8 protein-coding genes are annotated in these 21,607 nt (G+C 56.2%); 5 read left to right on the forward strand and 3 right to left on the reverse strand.

Translation table 11 applies throughout. The features are described 5' to 3' along the window. The first annotated feature begins 150 nt into the window (after positions 1-150). Complete coding sequence (locus NB063_RS11845) at positions 151-3,654, forward strand: family 16 glycoside hydrolase (protein WP_250928940.1); 3,504 nt, start codon at positions 151-153, stop codon at positions 3,652-3,654. Between the two features lie 53 nt (positions 3,655-3,707). Further along, positions 3,708-5,183: a DUF7133 domain-containing protein gene (locus NB063_RS11850; RefSeq protein WP_250928941.1), complete on the forward strand. Its 1,476-nt coding sequence runs from the start codon at positions 3,708-3,710 to the stop codon at positions 5,181-5,183. A gap of 28 nt (positions 5,184-5,211) precedes the next feature. Here NB063_RS11850 and NB063_RS11855 read toward each other — a convergent pair whose 3' ends face one another. Beyond that, positions 5,212-8,697: a serine/threonine-protein kinase gene (locus NB063_RS11855; protein ID WP_250928942.1), complete on the reverse strand. Its 3,486-nt coding sequence runs from the start codon at positions 8,695-8,697 to the stop codon at positions 5,212-5,214. Positions 8,698-9,277: 580 nt separating this feature from the next. Beyond that, entirely contained in the window at positions 9,278-10,198 is a 921-nt protein-coding gene (locus tag NB063_RS11860; protein ID WP_250928943.1) for a DUF1571 domain-containing protein, read from the reverse strand. Between the two features lie 366 nt (positions 10,199-10,564). Between NB063_RS11860 and NB063_RS11865 the strand changes: the two genes are divergently transcribed. Beyond that, the gene (locus tag NB063_RS11865; protein WP_250928944.1) at positions 10,565-11,029 is read left to right on the forward strand and encodes a hypothetical protein; all 465 of its coding nucleotides are present in this window, start codon (positions 10,565-10,567) and stop codon (positions 11,027-11,029) included. Positions 11,030-11,116: 87 nt separating this feature from the next. On the opposite strand, the gene malQ is transcribed toward NB063_RS11865, so the two are convergent. After that, on the reverse strand, positions 11,117-12,715 hold the full coding sequence (gene malQ, locus NB063_RS11870) for a 4-alpha-glucanotransferase (RefSeq protein WP_250928945.1): 1,599 nt from the start codon (positions 12,713-12,715) through the stop codon (positions 11,117-11,119). Between the two features lie 634 nt (positions 12,716-13,349). On the opposite strand from malQ, the gene rpoB reads away from it, so the two are divergent. Together rpoB and rpoC are read left to right on the forward strand one after the other, a co-directional pair. Then, complete coding sequence (rpoB, locus tag NB063_RS11875) at positions 13,350-17,069, forward strand: DNA-directed RNA polymerase subunit beta (protein ID WP_250928946.1); 3,720 nt, start codon at positions 13,350-13,352, stop codon at positions 17,067-17,069. 228 nt (positions 17,070-17,297) lie between these two features. Next, positions 17,298-21,581 (forward strand): DNA-directed RNA polymerase subunit beta', encoded by a 4,284-nt coding sequence (gene rpoC / locus NB063_RS11880; protein WP_250928947.1) that lies wholly within the window; start codon positions 17,298-17,300, stop codon positions 21,579-21,581. The last annotated feature ends 26 nt before the right edge of the window (positions 21,582-21,607 follow it).

A 21,607-nucleotide genomic window follows, 5' to 3' on the forward strand; every position in this document is an offset into this window, starting at 1 on the left:
ACGGTGGATTTCTGACCTAAAAAGCGCCGCCCCACCCCCTATTTGAGATTTCTGATTGTGAATTGTCCTGTTGCGCGCCGACCTTGGGCGTGGGTTGTCGGCGTGGTGATGGTTGGTTGTGGGACCACAATTTCTTGCCTCCCTCAGATCGTGAGTGCTGCGGGGACCGCCGATCGGCAGGTTGCCGAGCGTGATCCCGATTTTGCAATCCAAGGAGAATACGTCGGCACCGACCGAGCCATGCAGGTCATCGCAGCAGGGGACGGCGAGTTTGACCTAGTCATCTACGAAGGCGGTTTACCGGGTGCGGGTGCCAAAGGCGAACCGCGTCGCATCGAAAGCGATATCGACTCCATCGAAGATCTGATCGAGTCGATGGGACTCAAAAGGGTTGACCGCGTTAGCCCCACGTTGGATCGGGAAGCACCCGCCGGAGCGATCGTGTTATTCGACGGCACGCAGCGTTCGATTGATGAACACTGGGAAAAAGGACAACTCAGTGAAGATGGCTTGCTCAAGGAAGGAGCGTCAACGAAACAGAAGTTTCGCGACTACACACTGCACCTCGAATTTCGAACGCCGTTCGCGCCGCAGGAACGTGGCCAAAAGCGAGGCAACAGTGGCGTCTATCATCAAGGCCGATTTGAGACTCAGATTCTCGATTCATTCGGTTTAGAAGGGCTTAATAACGAAACCGGCGGCATCTACACGGTCAGTGCTCCTTCGGTCAACGCATGCTTGCCACCCTTGCAGTGGCAAACGTACGACGTTGATTTTACGGCGGCACGTTACGATTCCGCTGGTAAGAAAATAGCCAACGCCAAGATGACCGTCCGGCTTAACGGCATCATGGTTCAGAACGATGTCGAGGTGCCTGCCCCGACACGCGCATCGACGGTCAAGGCTGGTCCCGAGCCAGGGCCGATCGTGTTGCAAAACCACGGAGATCCGGTTCGTTTTCGCAACATCTGGCTATTACCGCGAGATGCCGATCGTGAAGCGGCCCGCCCGATCGTTCCTGGATTTGAACGCTTTGTCGGCGGCGGATCGACATCGCTCGCCGATTCCGGTGAGGTGCTGATGGGATCGCTCGCGTGTGCGGCGTGCCATGCGTATGAAGAAACGATGGCACCGGCCAAGCGTGGGCCTAACTTGAGCGAAGTGGGAGCTCGCGTCCGCGCCGATGCGATCGTTGCCATGATCGCGGATCCCCACTCCACCAAAACCGGTACAACCATGCCTGACCCTTGGCCCGGTGCCGATCCGAGTACACGCCAACAAAATGCCGAGGCGATCACCAGTTACTTGATGCTGCGTGGCAAAAGTGGACTCGCAGATCGCGTCGTCAGCCAAAATCTCGCCGATCGCGGTCGAGAGCTTTATCACCAAATCGGCTGCGTCGCCTGTCACGGTCCGCTCGGCGATGATGGCAAAAAAACACCGCTAGCGACCACCGTACCGCTGGGACAAACGCACCGCAAATACACGGTCCCCTCGCTGATGCATTTTTTGAAGAATTGCAACACGATTCGAGGAGGCCTGCGGATGCCGGCGATGGTCGGCACTGCAGACGAAGTTGCTGCGGTCGCCGCCTATTTGACCGCAAATACCACCGTCGGTGAAACCGATGCGAAGTTCATTCGGCGTCTCTATCGGGGCAAGTGGCAGACGCTGCCGAACTTCGAGGAACTCGAACCCGTGTCCTCCACCGAAGTTGACGGACTGCAAATAGACGACATCAAGCCCAAGAACATGTTCGGGGCCGTTTACGAAGCCAAACTCTCGATCGAAAGCGACGGTGAATACACCTTTGCCTTGTCCAGCGACGACGGAAGTGCGTTTGAAATCGATGGACACCGTCTGGAAAACGATGGGATCCATCCTGACAGGACTCGCCAAGACACCTACACGCTCAAAGCCGGGATCTATCCGATCCGGATCGAGTATTTCGACGCCGGTGGGCAAGTGGCGTTGAATCTGGAGATGACCGATCCGCGTTTGGGGCGGGACGATATTTCGATATGGCTGACAAACGGCAGTCGAGGTGGTCCGATCGATTTACTACCAAGTCAATTCCAACCCGATGAGTCGCTGGTCACAAAGGGACAAACGCTGTTTGCAGCATCCGGTTGCATCAACTGCCACGCGTTTGAGGCGGCCGGCTCCGACGAAGTGAAAATGGCGATGCCACTGAATCGGCTGCCTTCGGAGGGAGGTTGTTTGTCTCTCGATGTGAAATCACCCGCAGTCGATTACGGACTCGGCGGAACACAAGTCAATGCCATCACAGCGGCCCTCGATCGGCGCCGTGGCGGTGATCTGCCGGCCGCAAGCGATTCGCATCTCGTGCACACGACGATGATGTCGCTGAATTGCTACGCCTGTCATGAGCGAGATTCGGTGGGCGGTCCCGAGCCGAGTCGCGACGAGTTCTTCCTCACGAGGGTTCCCGAGATGGGACTAGAAGGACGCCTTCCGCCATCGCTCACGGGTGTTGGCGACAAACTCAACGACACGTATTTGAGTGATGTGTTGAAGTCAGGCGCGAATGCCCGCGGATACATGCATACCCGCATGCCGGCGTTTGACCATGCGAAACTCACCGCGTTTCAGAATGCGATCACCAAGCTCGATCGCAGCGACGAGATGGAGGTCTACCCCAAAACTAAAACGCTGGAAGAAGTGCAGTTCGACGGCCGCAAATTGTGCGGCGACTCAGGTTTGTCATGTATCAAATGCCACAGCTACAACGGAAACGATGCCGGCGGGCTCAACGCGATCGACATGTTGCTGATGCCCAAACGGCTTCGCCAAGAATGGTTTCAACGCTACCTGCAAGACCCGACGAAGTATCGCCCGGGAACGCGGATGCCTAACAGTTTTGTGGATGGTCGTTCCGCGGTAACGGATATCGACGACGGAGATCCGGCAAGACAAATCGATGCGATTTGGCAGTATTTGCTCTTGGGCACGGATGCGAAGGAGCCACAAGGGCTCAACCAAGAAGCCATCGTTTTGATGGCGACCGAGCGACCGAGGATCTATCGCAATTTCTTCACGGACGTCAGCCCTCGCGGCATCGGTGTCGGTTATCCCACCGAAGTCAACCTAATCTGGGATGTAGAGCGAATGTCGCTCGCGAAAGTTTGGAAGAATGGTTTCATCGACGCCTCCAAGCATTGGCGTGGACGCGGCCAAGGCAGCCAACAACCGCTCGGAGACGCCGTCATGACGGTGGACTCGGCCTCGCCGCTGGCGTTGCTGGCGAATTTATCCGACCCGTGGCCAAAAGAAACTGGACGTGACTTAGGCTATCAAATGCGAGGTTACGCCCTCGATAAAAAAGGCAACCCAAAATTCCGTTACACGATCGGTGAGATCGTGGTCGAAGATTTACCGCTTCCCGTCGAGGACGGACTACAACGTGAAATCACGGTCGAAGTGCCAGAGTCGGATGCAAGTGAGATTCTTGTTTGGCAGGTCGCGGCGGGAGAGATCGAGCCTGTCGAAGGTGGCTATCGTGTCAACGGACGAACCAAGATCTCTGTCGATGGCGTTGAGGCTCAATTGCTGAACGTCGACGGAGGGCAAGTTCTGAGGGCGCAATTGCCGACAGGCTCCACCACGAAGGTGACGCAGCGAATCGGTTGGTAACGATCGACGCTTATCTCTCCCATCCATTTTGTCCAACTACGAATTATCCCATCATGTCGCTACGAAAACCCATTTGGTCAGTCATTTCCCTCGCCTTCCTGCTCGCCGTTCCGACCTTGGCCGCCGAACCGAAGGAAGAGGACTACTATCGCATCACGCGGTTTGAATTGCCTCCTGATGAGGTGATTGAAGCGTGTGGATTCCAACGCATGCCCGACGACAAATTAGCGGTGTGTTCTCGCCGTGGTGATATTTTCATGATCACCGATCCGCTCGCTGAAACGGTAACCGCCGACCAAGTGAAGGTGTTCGCACGCGGATTGCATGAGCCGTTGAGTTTGGCCGAACGCGACGGATGGTTGTATGCGACCCAGCGTCCGGAAGTCACCCGGATGCGTGACACCGATGGTGATGGATTGGCTGATGTGTTCGAAACCCACGCCGATGGTTGGGGCGTTTCAGGCGACTACCACGAATACGCGTTCGGGTCGAAATTCGACAGCAACGGGGACATGGTATTGACCCTCTGTCTGACCGGCTCGTTCTCGAGCGAAGTGCCTTTTCGGGGCTGGGCGATGAAGGTCACTTCGGATGGTCAAACGCTGCCGATGTGCAGCGGTGTCCGATCGCCCGGTGGGATCGGAAGCGACTTGCACGGGAATCTTTTCTACACCGACAATCAAGGACCATGGAACGGAACCTGTGGGCTCAAGATATTGCAGCAAGGAAAGTTCGTCGGTCATCCAGGCGGATTCCAGTGGTACGACTTGGCACCGACGATGGGCCCTCGTCCGCCGGAACCGGAGAGTGGCAGCCGGATGCATATTGAAGCGGCAAAAATCCCTGAACTCGTCCCGCCCGCGATTTTGTTCCCGTATGACAAACTCGGAAAGAGTGCGTCGGGCATCGCGTGCGATACGACATCCGGGAAGTTCGGTCCGTTTGCGGGGCAACTCTTTGTCGGCGATCAAACTCAGAGCCGGATCATGCGGGTGTATTTAGAGGAGGTCGACGGTCTGTGGCAGGGAGCATGTTTTCCGTTTTGCAGCGGTTTCGGTTCCGGGAACGTCGGTGTCGAGATGGACGCCAGCGGGGCGTTGTTTGTCGGTGGCACCAACCGGGGTTGGGGATCGGTGGGACGACTTCCGTTTGCCGTCGAGCGTCTCGATTGGACGGGCAAAGTGCCGTTCGAGATCAAGGAGATGCGATTAACGCCCGAAGGATTCGAATTGGAATTCACGAAAGAATTGGATCCGACCACGGCTAGCGATCTCGGGGCCTATCAGATGTCGACCTACACGTATGAATACCGGTCTCAATACGGTAGCCCTGAGGTGGATGCGACAGAGCCGAAAATCACGTTGGTGAGCGTTTCGGAGGACCGGATGCGGGTCAAGCTGGCGGTCGATGGGTTGCAACTGGGGCACGTCCATGAGCTACATGCCGAGGGCGTCCGCAACGTCGATGGCGTTGGGCTCCTTCACAACGTCGCCTACTACACCCTCAATCGGTTGCGGAAAACGCAATAGTCATGAGTGTGCTCGAGCCGATCGCACTTCAGGGCGCTGCATCAAACCTGACGGCGTGAAGGGTGAGATGTTCGTCAACGTTGTTGACCATCGTGATGACTTGATCCTCATCTTTGGACAGCCCGATGCGGTAAACCCTTTGTCCGTTTAAGGGAAAACCTAATTTCCCGATCTCGTGGAAGTCACGCAAGCTCCACATCCGGCTACTGTTGCTCTCATCGATGCTAATCAACGTTTTTTGATCGTAACTCGCTGCGAGTTCAGAAACCTCCGCCTCATGGCCATGGAGAACTGCCAGTTGCGATCCCGAATCGATGTCCCAAACACGGATTGATGAATCGCGATGGCCAGTGACAAGTGTGGCACTGTCTTGGAGAAAAATCCCACAGCGCGTGCCGTCACCGGCTTCGACCACCCATTTCAATTCAAAGTCGTTTGTCGAAAAGAGTTCCGTTTTCTCGTAATTCCCCCCGGCGAGTAACCATCGACCGTCATGCGAAAAGGAAACGATTTCCCCGCTGTCGGTAAATTCACGCAGGAAGACTTTTTTGCCGTCATCAACCGACCAAACATGCAGCCATCGGTTACTGCACGTGGCAGCGACAAGGCGCCCATCGGGTGAAATTGCGATCGAAGTAATCAGCTCACTTGCGTAGGGTTCGATCCCGGTGTGAAAGTGCGTGATGGATGCTTGCGACTGAAGGTCAATGACAGCAATGCGACCGATGTCGTTACAGGCAACTGCCCGGGATTCGTCCCGACTGACCGCGAGCCACTGTTCGTCACCGGCGGTGTCAATCTTGCTGAGTGATCGCCAATTGGGAGACGGGCCGATCTGATCATTTCCGGTAGTCGCAAACGACGCGGTTTGGGACCACGCAAAAGGGGACTCGGGATCACGATCGAGAACGACGAGCCTCGCGTCGCAATCCAGCACGTAAATTCTCCGCCCGTTCCGACTACAACAAAAGTCAACAACCGCCAAATCGGGCGAAACGATCGGACTGGTCGGGGTCCCGGTCGGGTTGTAGGTGATGATGCGGCCATCTTCACCGGCGCTCACCAACCATTGGTCGTCGAGGTAGGCGATCGACATGCAAGGACCGTCATGCAGTGCGTCGGTGTGAAGCGGCGAGGCGGGGGCTGAATTTTCGGCATCGACACGAGCGTCGATTGTTGAGGCGTTCTTGATTGCCCACGTCTGCACGATGCCATCGCCATTGGCCATCGAAACTTGCGTCGCGTCGCGATTAAACGCGATTGATTCAGCGACGCCAACAGCGTCCTCAAGCAACTGTGTTTGTTCCCATTTCGGCGAGATGCGTCCGACGCGGATGAATTTCTTGTTGGACCGACGGTAGGCTAGTAGATTCCCGTCGATCGATACGTCAAAAAGCAAACGCCAGTCACCATCACCAATTCGCTGGACCACCTCCCCGGTCTCGACATCAAAACTGACAAATTCCTCCTCGTTGGGCAGCAGAAGTTGATGCGTGTCGCCTCGGATCGCAATGTGCAGGTTTCGAGTTCCGGTAGCCATTGTGCGAGTGATTCCCTGCCCACGCTTCCACAAAAAGGTGTGCCCGTAGCGTGCACCCAACGCGAGCCAATCTGCATCACGCGTCCACGCCAGCGTCTCGACCGTCGTCGGGGCACCTTCAATTTCATGCGACTGAGATTTGGTTTTAGGATCCACGAAGACGACACCGTTGAGCCCATGTTTGCTTTGGGTGACGCCGACCGCGATTTCAGATCCGTCGTATGTGATGGCGAGTGCATGCAACGAACCGGCATTGAGATCGATCTGATCGATCTCAATGCCGCGTTGAAAGTCAAACCTTCGGAGGATGCCATCCGTGCCGACGCTCCAGAAGTCACCAGTTGATGGATCGACTGCGACCTCGGTAGCTGGGCCCTGGTGGTGGGCAACAATCAAGTAACGGGCGCGGAGCTGAGCGTCGAGCCACTTCCAACTGAGGTCTCGATGATCCGTCGGATAGCCAACCAGAGGATAGTTGTCGAGCAACCTACGAGTGCTCGCCAAACGTTTTTGCTCGTAGAACCGATAGGCCTGTTGCATGTCAGTCTCATAGACGAGTTGACGTGCCAACTGTTCCTGACGCAGCGCCTTTGCTTGGGCGAGTCGAGCTTCCTGGAGCAGTCGGTCTGCCCTGGCACGTTCCTCGATTGACTTTGCCAGTGCAGACGAAAGCTGAGTTTCGTGACTCAATAATCGACTGGAATAAATCGACAATCCCCAAACACCAATTACCAAAGACGCGACGCACACGAAAACCAACGCGGCGGTGGACGGTGATCGGCGACTCCAGCGATGCAGTTCTTCCAAGATCGGGACTGGACGAGCGATTGTGGGGTGCCCGCTAGCGAATCGCCTGAGGTCGTCGCGAAGTGCCGCGGCGTTCTCGTATCGCTTGCCGATTTGTTTTTCAAGACATTTCATGCAGATCGCATCGAGGTCGCGTGGTATCTCACTGCGAATGGCGCGGGGACGTTTTGGCGTTTCCGTTTCAAGAGCAAGATGCGTGGCGCCGATCGACGTTCGCGCGAACGCTCGGCGGCCCGTCAAAAGTTCGTACAAAATGACGCCGAGCGAAAACACATCACTGGGGAAGCTGACTTCATCGTGCCGTGCGGCGGCTTGCTCGGGAGACGCGTAGCCGGCCGATCCGAGGGGCTGTCCCGGTTCGGTCAACACGTAGTCTTGCTCGTCCATCCGCGCTAAACCAAAGTCCGTGATCCGCGCCAGGTAACCCGCCAGCGATTCCAGACACATCTCGTCGGCATGCGGGTCACGCAACTGAAGCAAGATATTCCCTGGCTTGAGGTCGCGGTGCAGGATTCCCAATTCGTGGGCGTATTGCATGGCGTCGGCAAGCGATTCGATCAGCGACGCCGCTTCCATAATGTCGACCGGTCTCGTTCGGAGACGCATCCACTGCGCTAAGCTCGGGCCCTCGATGTATTCAGCAGCGATATAGGGCGTGCCCCCGGAGACTCCGGTTTCGTAGACGCCGATTAGATTGGGGTGCCGCAGTTGGGCCGCCGATGTCGCTTCCTGGTGAAAACGCTGAAGGACCTTTCGGTTCATGAGAGAATGCTGATGCGGAATCTTGATCGCAACTTTGCGATTAAGCAAAGCATCGTCCGCCAAGTACACGCTGCCCATTCCGCCCGCACCGATAAGCCTTCTGATTTCAAAGCGACCGATCCTCACAATCGGTTTGTCGTTCACTTCGCTAGGCTGCTCGACCTCATCGACGTCAAACTCAGACTCGTCTAGCTCCAAGAAATGCGCCCTGGTCTTGGCGTGCGTCTGCGAACTGGAATCGGTTCCGCAAAGCTTTGTGACCGTGCTGGGGTCGGCGTCATTCGCCGAAGTGTCAGGCGATGATGATCCCGACGCCGCGTGGGCGCGGCCCGACACTTGTGGCGTGATTGCGAAAACCCACTTGGGCAGATAACGCGTCAGGAAGCTGGCGGATCTTGAAGCCATGGCACTCGTTTCACGGTGTGATACGGTTCGACGGTACAGGGCTAGCGTTTCCCGCTGTGGCATTCAGCAGTTGCTGAACGATCGGGGCACCGTGTTTCGGCTTATCAAACAAAGGTCTGTGTCAGTCGGCAGACACGGTGGAGTAGCGGTACGAGTTTTATTGTAGACGAAACGAGAAAGCGATTGCGACATCTCGAAAAATTGCAGAATCGTCCGGCGTCGCCGTGAAACCGTCTCGCCGAACGATTCGGTTCTTCGGTACGAGATGGCGGCGTCCCTGACCAGGCGGACACGGTTATGTTTCTGGTGCGAGCAAATTTGGATCAAAAAGGAGTCGAGAAACAAACTTTCCAAACGGCCAACCGACGCCACTTTGATAAGCAGATCTCATCTCATTCCTGGAGGCGTGGTGGGTCACAAGTCGCTATCATCGACGAGATTGTCGCTGTCGCGGGCCGACGCGAGTGCCTCATTCACTGCCACTTGTTCGCTGCAATTCGTTCGCTATCAAACGACAAAACCCTGGCTCAATTTGCATGAGCCAGGGCGTCGAGTGACACACCAATACGGAGATCAGGAATCAGGAATAGAAGTTGTATTCCTTGTTATTGGGATCAAAGTCCGCGTCGGTCAGTCCCACGTTGACTTTGAGGTTGAGGTAGTTGTATTCCTCGATCACTTGACCAGGCTGTCCTTCGCGTGTCGGCCAGCTGTAAGCGATATAACGGATCGGCATGTTGAGCTGATCGTCCATGAAGACTTGGGCTTGATAGAACTCAGCATCTGGACGTTGCGTCGGCTGCGTGACTTCGAGGACCGTGCACACGCGGTCTTTGAGTTTTGCACCGCGACGGAATTCGCAAGTGACGTCTTCGTAACGCAATGCTTTTTCACCGCGTTCGATCAACTTGACAATCATGTTCTCGACACCGATTTCGGTGAGCGGATAGCGTTGGCCTCTCATCGCCAGCATGCCATCGACCGGCAAGCTTACCGTCGGCAGGAAGCGGCCTTTGAAACCGCCTTCGTGTGCGGTCAATTTGCCGTCGTTGCGGTTTTCGACGTAAACAACTTCGCGTCCTTTGACGGAGGCGGGTTTGAGGAAGCCGATGTAAACGCTGAACGGTTGGATGAGCTGCCCACCGGAGACTTTCCGGTTGCGAACTTTGATCGTCATGTATTCATGTTCGCCGATCGTGCCGTCGATTTGCTCACGCTTGACCAAGATCGCGGTGTAGTCACGGATCTCGTTACGTGAGATTTCAAGAGATTGGCGTGCCATCTCGAGTCCGCGTTTCAGCGCCGCTTTGCCAGGAACTTCCCGCGGGACTTCCGTTTTGGGTACCGACATGGCGTTGGCGACACGGTGAACCGGATTGGCCCATTGGGGGTGGCCCCCGGGGGACTGTGCCGCAGCCCGAGAGGCCATCGTGGCGGAGAAGAAGCCACCGGTGAGCAGTCCCGTGGTCAAACCTAAAAATTGGCGTCGTGGCGTTTTCATATTCTTTCCGTTCAGCGAAGTCCGTTTGCTGTTCATGCGATCCGAAGCGATCGCTGCACTCTCTCGCGAGAAGTACCTGAGTCCTTGGTTAAGACATCGACTTCGGCGAACCGCGGCGCCAACATTCTGGCGTCCCGTCCGATCGACCCGTTTAACTGACACAAACCTCAGGTCATCCAGATATTCGACGAAACGACGTCGTCGTGAAACTAGCAGAATAATTCAGTCGGCGACCAGTCGGATTGCAGATTTGACTTGCCACTACCCGGCCGCTTACCCTAGTGAGGTGTCGATTGACCCATCGGGTTAGGTCGTTTCGGTGCTTTGTGTCACCGCCTGTTTTCCGCAGAATCAAAGAGTTGACTGATGAAAAATCGAATGTTGTCCTGTTTTGCTGTGCTTCTGATCACTTCTGCCACGGTGTTGGCCGCCAACGGTCACCTCAGTAAAGACGTCGATCTGGAAGGTGTGAAATGTATTGTCGCTGACCGCGACGCTCAAACGGGGAAATCGGCCGACTACAAAGACGGGAAGGTTTACTTTTGTTGCGGTGGGTGTGCCGGCAAGTTTGCCAAGACTCCCAAAAAGTTCGCAACCCAAGCCAACCGCCAACTCGTTCAAACCGGCCAATACACCCAAACGGGCTGCCCAATCAGTGGTGGGGCAGTTGATGAGTCGACAATGATTTCGGTCGACGGTGTCAAAGTCGGCTTCTGCTGTGGCAAGTGCAAAGCCAAAGTGGAAGGTGCTGAAGGCAAAGAGGCCAGCAACTTGGTCTTTGGTGAAAAAGCCTTCGCGGAAGGTTACAAGAAGACCGAAAAAGAAGGCTAAATCAACCGTTGGTTGAGCCTGTTGTATTCACATGAATCAGCCTGGAACATTCGTTCCAGGCTGTTTTCATTGAATGCGAGTGCATTCTTACGAGCGGTTTGCCCGGGCGGTCATTTCCTTGAGCCTCTCGGTGAGTGCGGGCGTCAGCGCCGACTCGCTCATCCGCCACGTCCAGTTTCCTTTGGCCTGTCCCGGAACATTCATCCGGGCGGCGTTGTCTAGCCCCAGCAGATCTTGCATTGGGATAATCGCCGTTTCACTCGCGGATTGCAGCACGGCATTGATCAGCTGCCAATGCACCGGTTCACCTTCGGCGTATTGGTGGTCTTCGATCCAGGTTTCCAGCGGGTCGGGAGATTTCGGTTTCCGCGATTTCAGCCACCCGACGAGGGTGTCGTTGTCGTGGGTTCCGGTGTAAGCCACCGAGTCCTCCGGATAGGTGCTGGGGCGGTGGAAATCGTCTTCAAGGGTATCAAACCCGAACTGGAGCACCCGCATTCCCGGGAACCCGAGTTGTTCTCGCAGCTGGTGCACCTCCTCGGTGATGAGCCCCAGGTCTTCGGCGATGAACGGCAATTCGCCCAGGACTTCGCGAGCGGCGTCGAACGGTTTGCTCCCCGGGCCAATTTTCCACTTTCCACCGATGGCGGTGCGAGCGGAGGCGGGGACTTCCCAATACGCTTCAAATCCGCGGAAATGATCTACCCGAAGAAGGTCAAATTGGCGCATCGCGGCCCCGAACCGTTCGGTCCACCAGCGATAATGCGTTTTTTCGAGCGCGTCCCAATTGTATTGCGGGTTGCCCCAGAGCTGTCCCGTTTTGCTGAAATAGTCTGGCGGCACACCTGCGACGAGCGTCGGTTTTCCATTGCTGTCGACGGCAAAGAGTGACTGGTTTGCCCAAACGTCGGCGCTCTCATGAGCGACAAAGATGGGCATATCGCCACAGATCTGCACGCCTGCATCGTGGGCGTATTGCTTGAGTGCTTGCCACTGGCGTTCAAACAAGAACTGTTTGAAGTTCGAGTAGTGGATCGCGTCGGTGAGTTGGTCGTCCCATTTCACCAGTGCCGCGGGTTCACGAGCGATGAGTTCGGCAGGCCATTTTGACCAATCCGACTCATTGAGTTCGCGCATAATGGCCTCGAACCGGGAGAAATCTTCCAGCCAGGCGGCATGTTTTTTGCAAAATGTGAGCAGCGGCGACCGGAGCGGATGAGACGCGGTGTTCTGAAAACGCTCAAACGCACGACTCAGTGCGGCTTCTTTGCGGAAAGCAGCGGTTGCAAAGTCGACGTGAGACTGCTGAGCGACGGGTGCGGAGACCGCCGTGGCTGCCCCCCCGGACGAGACGCTTTCGCTGTCGTAGTGGCTTGCCGGGTCGGGACCGAGGTCGGGCGGGGTGAGTTGTCGGGTCTCATTGAGGTCTGCCTGGTCGAGAAGTCCGTCTGAGACGAGTCCCGCGAGGCTAATCATCAGCGGGTTGCCCGCGAACGCGGAGTAGGCGCTGTACGGCGAATTACCCTCGGCAGGGGGAGAGAGCGGGAGGATCTGCCAGATGGACTGCCCACTCGCTGAAAGAAAATCGACGAATTGATAGGCCGTCGCCCCAAGATCGCCGACGCCGTCACCTCCCGGTAAACTCGTGATATGCAACAGCACGCCGGAAGATCGAGGGAATTTCATGGCGTTTTTACCGAATGAGCGTGGAGGATTCGTGATTGGGCACCGGTTGGCAGAACCGGTTTCAACATGCGCCAAAGTCGGGCTGCGACCAAGGTACGCGATGAAAAGAGTGGCAGTTTGACGGTTTCTGCGGCAGTTGTCTGCCCTAGTTGTGGTAAGTCAGGCGGGTGAGAGCATAAACGGGACCAAATTCCTCGCGTTGCCCTTTGCGAAATGCAGATTTAGGGTTACATTTCAAATTCGACTATCGCCCCCCGGTATCCCGCAACGCGTCTCCACTATCTGCCGCCCACTCTCTGGATGCAAACTTTTCGTGGAATTGTGCCCTCCACGGCTAGCCAGTTTTTTGTCCTGAGAGATTTTTCGTTTCAACTCCGCCCCTCGATTGAAGAAATGTTCGATCTGATTGAACATTTTCGTGTGGGTCGTTTGGAGCGACTTGTTTTGAGTGCAGGAATGGGTCCGCCACATGTGGCCTGGCACGAATTTACCGCGGGTTTCGGTAGTCTAACTTAAGTTTAGTCATCTCACTCGTTTCCGGCGTTGGACGGATCTGGCCGCACCGAAATGGTGGCAGATTTCAACTCCGGGATGTGGTGAATTTGTTCTTCCCCGCGAAGGAGCTTTCCTCTCGATGGCAACCACGACTCAGCGTCGACTCGAGCCCACCAGTATCCGCAAATTTGGAACCGGCTTGGGCCAGTTCGAATTGCCCGATCTGACCGCACTGCAAACCGCTTCCTATTCCGCGTTCCTGCAGGCCGACACGGCTAGTTCAGAGCGTGCCAATCAAGGGTTGGAGTCAGTGCTGAGGGAGATATTCCCGATCAGCAGTTATGACGGCAACACCACGCTGGAGTACCTGCGTTATGAATTGGGCAAGCCGCGGTACACGGTTCAAGAATGCCGGCAGTTGCGGTTGACCTACGGGCGGCCGATGCGAGTTTGGCTGCGTCTGAATCGGGAAGAACCGATCGAGGAAGAGGTCTATCTCGGTGACCTTCCGATCATGCTCGGCGGCGGCGAGTTCGTGATCAACGGTGCGGAGCGTGTCGTTGTTAGCCAGTTGCACCGTAGCCCCGGTGTCGACTTTGTGCTCGAGCAGGACACGACCACCGATCGTAAGTTGCCTTCGTGCCGCGTGATTCCGGAACGTGGTTCGTGGATTGAAGTCAACGTCACGAAGAAAGATTCGCTCACCGTGCGAATCGACCAGAGCGGTAAGTTCCCGGCGACCATGTTGCTGCGGGCGATGGACCCGAAGTACAGCAGCGATGCGGAATTGCTTGCCGCGTTCTACGAAACCAGAGTCGTCAAAATTGCCGGCGGAAAAGATGCGCCGAAGCTAGAAAACAAGATTTGCGTCGACGACGTGGTTTATCCAAGCGGTCACGATCGTGCGGGCGAGATCATCGTCGAGCCAGGCCACAAGATCAGCACCGAACTGGCTGAAACAATTGCCACAGCCGGGGTGACGAGCGTCGCGGTGATGGACCTGCCAAAGGTTCCGTTGATTTTCCACACGCTCGCCGAAGACACGACGGCCAGCCACGAAGAGGCGTTGCTGCGGATTTACCAACGCTTGCGTCCTGGTAACCCGCCGCAGTTGGAAAAGGCACGCACGCTGTTCCAAGAGAAGTTCTACGACGAAAACCGGTATCGCCTCGGTAAAGTCGGCCGATTCCGGCTCAACCGTAAACTCGGTCTCGACATCAGCGAAGAGGTGATGACGCTGCGACCGGAAGACATGATCGCGGCGATTCGTTACCTGATCGATTTGTTCGACGCCGACAGCGATGCGGAAATCGACGATATCGACCACCTCGGCAACCGCCGACTGCGAACGATCGACGAACTCGCCAGCGAAGAGCTCCGCAAGGGCTTCTTGAAGCTTCGTCGTACCGTGCAAGAGCGCATGAGCGTCAAAGATGCTCAGGACATGACACCACGTTCGCTGATTAATCCGAAGAGCGTTTCGGCAGCAATCGATTACTTCTTCGGTCGCGGTGAACTTTCGCAGGTGGTTGACCAGACCAACCCGTTGAGCCAATTGGCTCACGAGCGACGTTTGTCGGCACTCGGCCCTGGGGGTCTGAACCGGAAACGTGCCGGTTTCGAAGTTCGCGACGTGCACATTTCGCACTACGGTCGTATCTGCCCGATTGAGACGCCGGAAGGTACGAACATTGGTCTGATCAGCTCGCTGGCGATTTTCGCCGGCGTGGATGACTACGGCTTCCTGATCACTCCGTTCCGTAAAGTTATCGACGGAAAGATCAGCGAAGACACCGTTTGGTTGCGTGCCGACGAAGAAGGCGAATCTTACGTGGCTCCCGCCGACACCGAAGTCAAAGACGGGGCGTTGGTTCCTGGTCCTAACTTGATCGCCCGGTTCCGTAGTGACTTCGAAATCGTGTTGCCCGAACAGGTCAGCTACATGGACGTCGCGCCGGCCCAGATGGTCGGTGTGTCGGCTGGGTTGATTCCGTTCCTCGAGCACGATGATGCTAACCGCGCGTTGATGGGATCGAACATGCAGCGGCAAGCCGTGCCGTTGCTCGTTGCCGAACCGCCGATCGTCGCGACGGGGATGGAACGTGAAGTCGCCAAAAACAGCGCGATGGTCGTACGTGCCCGCCGTGCCGGCAAAGTGACTTACGCCGATGCCACACGCATCGAAGTTGGCAGCGATCATTACCCGCTCAAGAAGTACCAAGGGCTCAACGAACGCACCTGCCAAAACCAAAAACCACTCGTTTCGGTGGGCGACAAGGTCGAGAAGGGCCAGATCATCGCAGACGGTGCGGCGACCCGCTTGGGCGAACTCGCTCTGGGCCGGAACGTGCTCGTCGGATTTATGTCGTTTGACGGATTCAACTACGAAGACGCGATCATCATCAGCGAAGAGTTGGTTCGCAACGATACGTACACTTCGATTCACATCGAAGACTTCGATGTCGAAATTCGCGAAACCAAACTCGGCCGGGAAGAGTTTACCCGGGATATCCCGAACGTGTCCGAGAAGGCCCTACGCAATCTCGATGACAGCGGTATTGTTCAAGTCGGTACCTATGTTAAGCCAGGCGACATCCTGGTCGGCAAGGTCAGCCCGAAGAGCAAGACCGAGCTGACTCCAGAAGAAAAACTCCTGCACGCGATCTTCGGTCGTGCCGGTGAAGACGTGAAGAACGATTCACTCGAAGTGCCTTCGGGCATCGAAGGGATCGTCATCGACACGCACAAATTCTCTCGCCGGATGAGTCTCGGCGAAGACGAGCGGAAGCAGTTTGAGAAAGAGCTCAAACAGCACGAGACCGAAGGCAACGACGAAATCGCTAGAACGTTTGAGTCGTTGATCCGTGATCTCGAAGCCGCTGCGGGAACCAAGCTCAAGGACTCGACCGGAACGCCACTGGCTGACGGTCAGGATCCAAAGTTCGTTGCCGAACGTGCAACCAGCTTCCGCTTCGACATCGTTCTCGACCAAGTCGACGAATCGAAGAAAGAAGAAGTCGAAAAGGTCTACGCCGCCCAATGGCAAAACGTTGAGAACGCGATCGATGAACGTGACCGCAAGCTGAACTCGATGAAACGCGGCGATGAACTTCGCAGCGGCGTGTTGCAGATGGTCAAGGTTTACATCGCGACCAAACGGACGATCAGCGTCGGTGACAAGATGGCCGGTCGTCACGGAAACAAAGGGGTTATCGCCAAGATCCTCCCGATCGAAGACATGCCGTTCCTTCCAGACGGTACGCCGATCCAAATCATGCTCAACCCGCTGGGCGTTCCCTCGCGGATGAACGTGGGGCAGATTTTGGAAACGCACCTCGGTTGGGCCGGTGCCAAGCTTGGTTTCCAAGCGGTCACGCCGATCTTCGACGGTGCTTCGGAGTCGGAAATCAATGATTGTCTCGCCGAGGCTGGCTTGCCCGCCCACGGTAAGATCCGTTTGACCGACGGCCGAACCGGCGAACCGATGGAGCAGGAAACAACGGTGGGTTACATCTACATGTTGAAACTGCACCACCTCGTCGACGACAAGGTTCACGCACGTAGCACGGGGCCATACTCGCTCATCACGCAGCAGCCTCTCGGCGGTAAGGCCCGCTTCGGTGGTCAACGCTTCGGAGAGATGGAAGTGTGGGCACTCGAGGCTTACGGTGCGGCGTACATCCTTCAAGAGTTGCTCACGGTTAAGAGTGACGACGTCGAAGGCCGTACGAAGATCTACGAATCGATGGTCAAGGGCGAGAACACCTTGGAAGCCGGCACACCAGCCAGTTTCGACGTGTTGACCAACGAAATTCGTGGTCTGGCACTGAACATGCAACTTGAAAAACGCCCGATCTAGGCGTGACGTGACTCAGCCGGACGGCGTCGTGCGAAGCAACTTCTTCTCATCGACGCCGTTCCGCGAGAGATCTTCCGCCTGAAGATAAATTGACGTTGGGCTATTGCCTGACTGTATCGCGACAAAATCGCTTGAAACCTTCCACTTCAAAACGCTCAATGCCTTCCTGCCAAACAAACATTTGGCCGCAGGCGACGAGCTAAAAGCTAATAGCTAAAGGCTTCTTCCATGTCAGTTGGCGAAACCAGCAACTACGATCGCATCAACGATTACGCTTCGGTCCGCATCTCCTTGGCGCGTCCCCAAGACATCAAGAGCTGGTCGTTCGGTGAAGTTAAGAAACCCGAAACGATCAACTACCGTACCTACCGTCCGGAGAAAGACGGTCTTTTCTGCGAACGCATCTTCGGCCCTGAGAAAGACTGGGAATGTGCCTGCGGCAAGTATCGCGGGATGAAGTACAAGGGCATGATTTGTGACCGCTGCGGCGTGAAGGTCACTCACTCCCGTGTTCGTCGTAAACGCATGGGCCATATCGAATTGGCCGCTCCTGTTGTGCACATTTGGTTCTTTAAGGCAATGCCTTCGCGACTGGGCAACCTGCTCGCAATGAAGACCAGTTCGCTCGAGAAGGTGATTTACTTCCAAGATTATGTGGTCATCGATCCGGGCGAAACCGATCTCGAACCGCTGCAACTGCTCACCGAAGAAGAGTATCGCGCCGCGCGGCAACAGTACGGCCCCGGTTCATTCGAAGCCGACATGGGTGCCGAAGCCGTTCGGAAACTGCTCAACAAACTCGACCTCGTGCCGTTGTCCGAGCAACTGCGTGTCGACCTCGAAGAGACCGGCAGCAAGCAGAAGAAGAAAGACCTGATCAACCGGTTGAAGATCGTTGAGTCGATCCGTGACAGCGATAACCGTCCCGAATGGATGGTCCTCGACGTGATCCCGGTCATTCCGCCCGATTTGCGCCCACTCGTGTTGCTCGACAGCGGCAACTTCGCGACGAGCGACTTGAACGACCTCTATCGCCGGATCATCAACCGCAACAACCGTTTGCGCAAACTGGTCGATTTGAATGCCCCGGAAGTCATCATTCGCAACGAAAAGCGGATGCTGCAACAGTCCGTTGACGCGCTGTTCGACAACAACCGTTGCAAGCGACCTGTGCTCGGTTCGTCGAACCGACCGCTGAAGTCGCTGACCGACATGATCAAAGGAAAGCAAGGTCGTTTCCGCGAAAACTTGCTCGGTAAGCGGGTCGATTACTCGGCACGTTCGGTCATCGTGGTCGGTCCTCGCCTGAAGCTGCACCAATGCGGTCTGCCAAAGAAGATCGCCCTTGAACTTTACCAACCGTTCATCATCCGTCGTTTGAAAGAACTCGGCCACGCCGACACGATCAAGTCGGCGAAGAAAATGCTTGAGCGTAAAGACGAAGAGGTGTGGGATATCCTCGAACAGGTCATCACGAATCACCCCGTGATGCTCAACCGGGCTCCTACGCTTCACCGCATGGGTATTCAAGCTTTCGAACCTACCCTGGTCGAAGGCAACGCAATTCACTTGCACCCGCTCGTTTGCAAAGGCTTCAACGCCGACTTCGACGGTGACCAAATGGCGGTTCACTTGCCGCTTTCGATCGAAGCTCAAGTGGAAGCTCACACGTTGATGTTGAGCACGAACAACGTGTTCGCACCGTCCAACGGTAAACCGATCATGAGCCCTTCCCAGGACATCGTCATGGGTTGTTACTACATGACCGTCGAATTGCCTGGACGCAAGGGCGAAGGCATGGTGTTCAGCAGCTACGAAGAAGTCGACTACGCACTCGCTCAAGGCGTCGTGGAACTGCACACCAGAATCAAAATGCGGTTGCCGAAGTTCCAGAAGCTCAAAACGGATGACGACTCGGGCGTTTATGGCGCGACGATCGACACCACGCCGGGACGCGTTCGCTTCAACGAAATGCTTCCTGACGGCATGGACTTCTACAACCGTGCGATGCGTAGTGGCGACTTGGCCAAGACGATTAGCGATTGCTATCAACGTCTCGGTCGCAAGCCGACGATTCACTTGCTCGACGACATGATGCAAATGGGCTTCCGGGAGTCGACCTGTAGCGGTTTGTCGTTCGCGACGGACGACTTGGTCACACCGGACACCAAGCAGAAATTCATCAAGGACGCCGAAAAGACGGTCATGAAGCACAAGAAGGCTTATGACCGCGGCTTGATGACCGGTAAGGAACGGTACAACCAAGTTCTTGACGCTTGGACCCATGCTCGCGAAGCCATTACGGCGGACATGATGAGCGCGATGGAAAACGACATCCGAGAAGGCGGCTGGTACATCAACCCCGTGTTCTTGATGTCGCACTCTGGTGCACGGGGTGGTATTGAGCAAATTCGTCAGCTCGCCGGTATGCGGGGTCTGATGGCGAAGCCAACCGGAGAGATCATCGAGACGCCGATTAAGGCAAACTTCCGCGAAGGCCTGTCGGTGCTCGAGTACTTCTCGTCCACACACGGTGCTCGGAAAGGTTTGGCCGATACCGCACTCAAGACCGCCGACAGTGGTTACCTCACTCGTAAGCTCGCCGACGTCGCGCAAAACGTGGTCGTCACGATGCACGATTGTGGCACAACCCAAGGTATCACCAAGGGTGTCGTGTATCGCGGTGAGAAGGTCGAAGTATCGTTGGCCGATTCGATCAACGGTCGGGTCAGCTTGAAGTCGATCGTTAACCCGGTGACCGACGAAGTGATCGTCGAAGCCAGCCAAATGATCACGCCGGAAATCGCCCGCAAGATCGAGCAGATGGGTCTGGAGAAAATCCAAGTCCGAACTCCGATGGCCTGCGACGCACCGCTGGGTGTTTGCCGCTGCTGCTACGGAATGGACATGGCTACCGGATCGATGGTCGAGGAAGGCATGGCGGTCGGTATCATCGCGGCTCAATCGATCGGTGAACCTGGTACTCAGTTGACGATGCGTACGTTCCACATCGGCGGTAGCGTGAGCAAGCAAGTCGAAGAGTCGGACATCAAGTCGACGCGTGACGGTGAAGTTCGCTTCACCCGCATGAAGGCTGTGACGAACACTGAAGGCCGCGACGTCGTGTTGACCCGTAACGGTCAGGTGATGTTAGTCGATGAACGAGGCCGCGAAGTCGAGTCATACGACATTCCGACCGGTTCGACATTGATGGTCAAAGAAGGCGACAAAGTCGTCGCTGGCCAAGTCCTTTGCGAATGGAACCCATACTCGATTCCGATTTTGTCGGAAGTCACCGGTAAGATTCGCTTTGAAGACGTCGTCGAAGGCGAAACGATGCGTGTCGAACGTGAGGCCAGCGGTAACATCCGTTTGGTGATCGTCGACCACAAGGGTGATTTGCACCCGCAGCTCGTTATCGAAGACTCCGAAGGCCGACCGCTGCACGCTCAATACCTTCCGGAACGGGCGACGATCTCCGTGAAGGAAGGCGACGAAGTGATCCCAGGTACCGTCCTCGCGGAAATGCCGCGTGAAACCGGCGGTGTTTCGGACATCACCGGTGGTCTGCCGCGGGTTACTGAGATTTTCGAAGCTCGTAAGCCGAAAGACCCCGCCGTGATCGCGGAAGTAGACGGTGAAGTCGAAATCCTGAGCGAACGGAAACGTGGCAAGCGAACGATTATCGTCCGCAGCGAGTCGGGCATCGAACGTGAACACCTCGTGCCTCACGGGAAGCACTTCCTCGTTCACACCGGTGACATCGTCAAAGCGGGACAGGCTCTCGTTGACGGTGCACTTGTGCCTCACGATATCTTGCGTGTGACCGGTGAAGAGGCCGTTCAGCAATACCTGCTGCACGAAATCCAGCAGGTGTATCGCAGCCAGCGTGTGGAAATCAATGACAAGCACGGTGAGATCATCATCGCCCGCATGTTGCGGAAGGTGAAAGTCGAATCAGCAGGCGATACCAACTTGCTGCCAGGCAGCGTGATGGACAGGTTCCACTTCCGCCGGGCCAACCAAGAACTCCGCGGCTGTATCAAGATCGCCAACCCTGGTGACACCGACTACACCGAAGGAACCATCGTGCCGAAGGATGCTTTCGAGCAAACCAACGCCGAAGTCGAAGCCATGGGCGGAACGCCTGCTAAGGGCAAACGCTGCAAGAGTGCAACGGCCTCGACACAGCTGCTCGGTATTACCAAGGCGGCTGTCCAGTCGAACTCGTTCATCAGTGCGGCATCGTTCCAAGAAACGACGAAGGTGTTGACCGAAGCTGCGTTGGCAGGCAAGGTCGACAAACTCGTTGGTCTGAAAGAGAACGTTATCCTTGGACACTTGATCCCAGCCGGTACCGGCTTCCGAATCTTCCAAGAGTCGGAAGTCAACTACCGCCGCGAAGCTCTCGAAGAACTCGCTGCAGCCCCTGTGACCGCTTTGGAAGAGTCCTTCCCGCTTCTCGGTGGTGACGGTGAAACGGCTGAAGCATCCGCGTCCAGCGGCGAATAACGCAGCGTCCTGACGGACCTTAGAAA

The sequence above is a fragment of the Aporhodopirellula aestuarii genome, from assembly GCF_023701485.1.
GTDB classification, from domain to species: Bacteria; Planctomycetota; Planctomycetia; order Pirellulales; family Pirellulaceae; genus Rhodopirellula; species Rhodopirellula aestuarii.

Excerpts from the sequence above, each read along its gene's own strand:
- rpoC (WP_250928947.1), top strand. The coding sequence starts at position 17,298 with ATGTCAGTTGGCGAAACCAGCAACTACGATCGCATCAACGATTACGCT.
- rpoB (WP_250928946.1), top strand. The coding sequence starts at position 13,350 with ATGGCAACCACGACTCAGCGTCGACTCGAGCCCACCAGTATCCGCAAA.
- NB063_RS11860 (WP_250928943.1), bottom strand. The coding sequence starts at position 10,198 with ATGAAAACGCCACGACGCCAATTTTTAGGTTTGACCACGGGACTGCTC.
- NB063_RS11850 (WP_250928941.1), top strand. The coding sequence starts at position 3,708 with ATGTCGCTACGAAAACCCATTTGGTCAGTCATTTCCCTCGCCTTCCTG.
- NB063_RS11865 (WP_250928944.1), top strand. The coding sequence starts at position 10,565 with ATGAAAAATCGAATGTTGTCCTGTTTTGCTGTGCTTCTGATCACTTCT.
- NB063_RS11855 (WP_250928942.1), bottom strand. The coding sequence starts at position 8,697 with ATGGCTTCAAGATCCGCCAGCTTCCTGACGCGTTATCTGCCCAAGTGG.
- malQ (WP_250928945.1), bottom strand. The coding sequence starts at position 12,715 with ATGAAATTCCCTCGATCTTCCGGCGTGCTGTTGCATATCACGAGTTTA.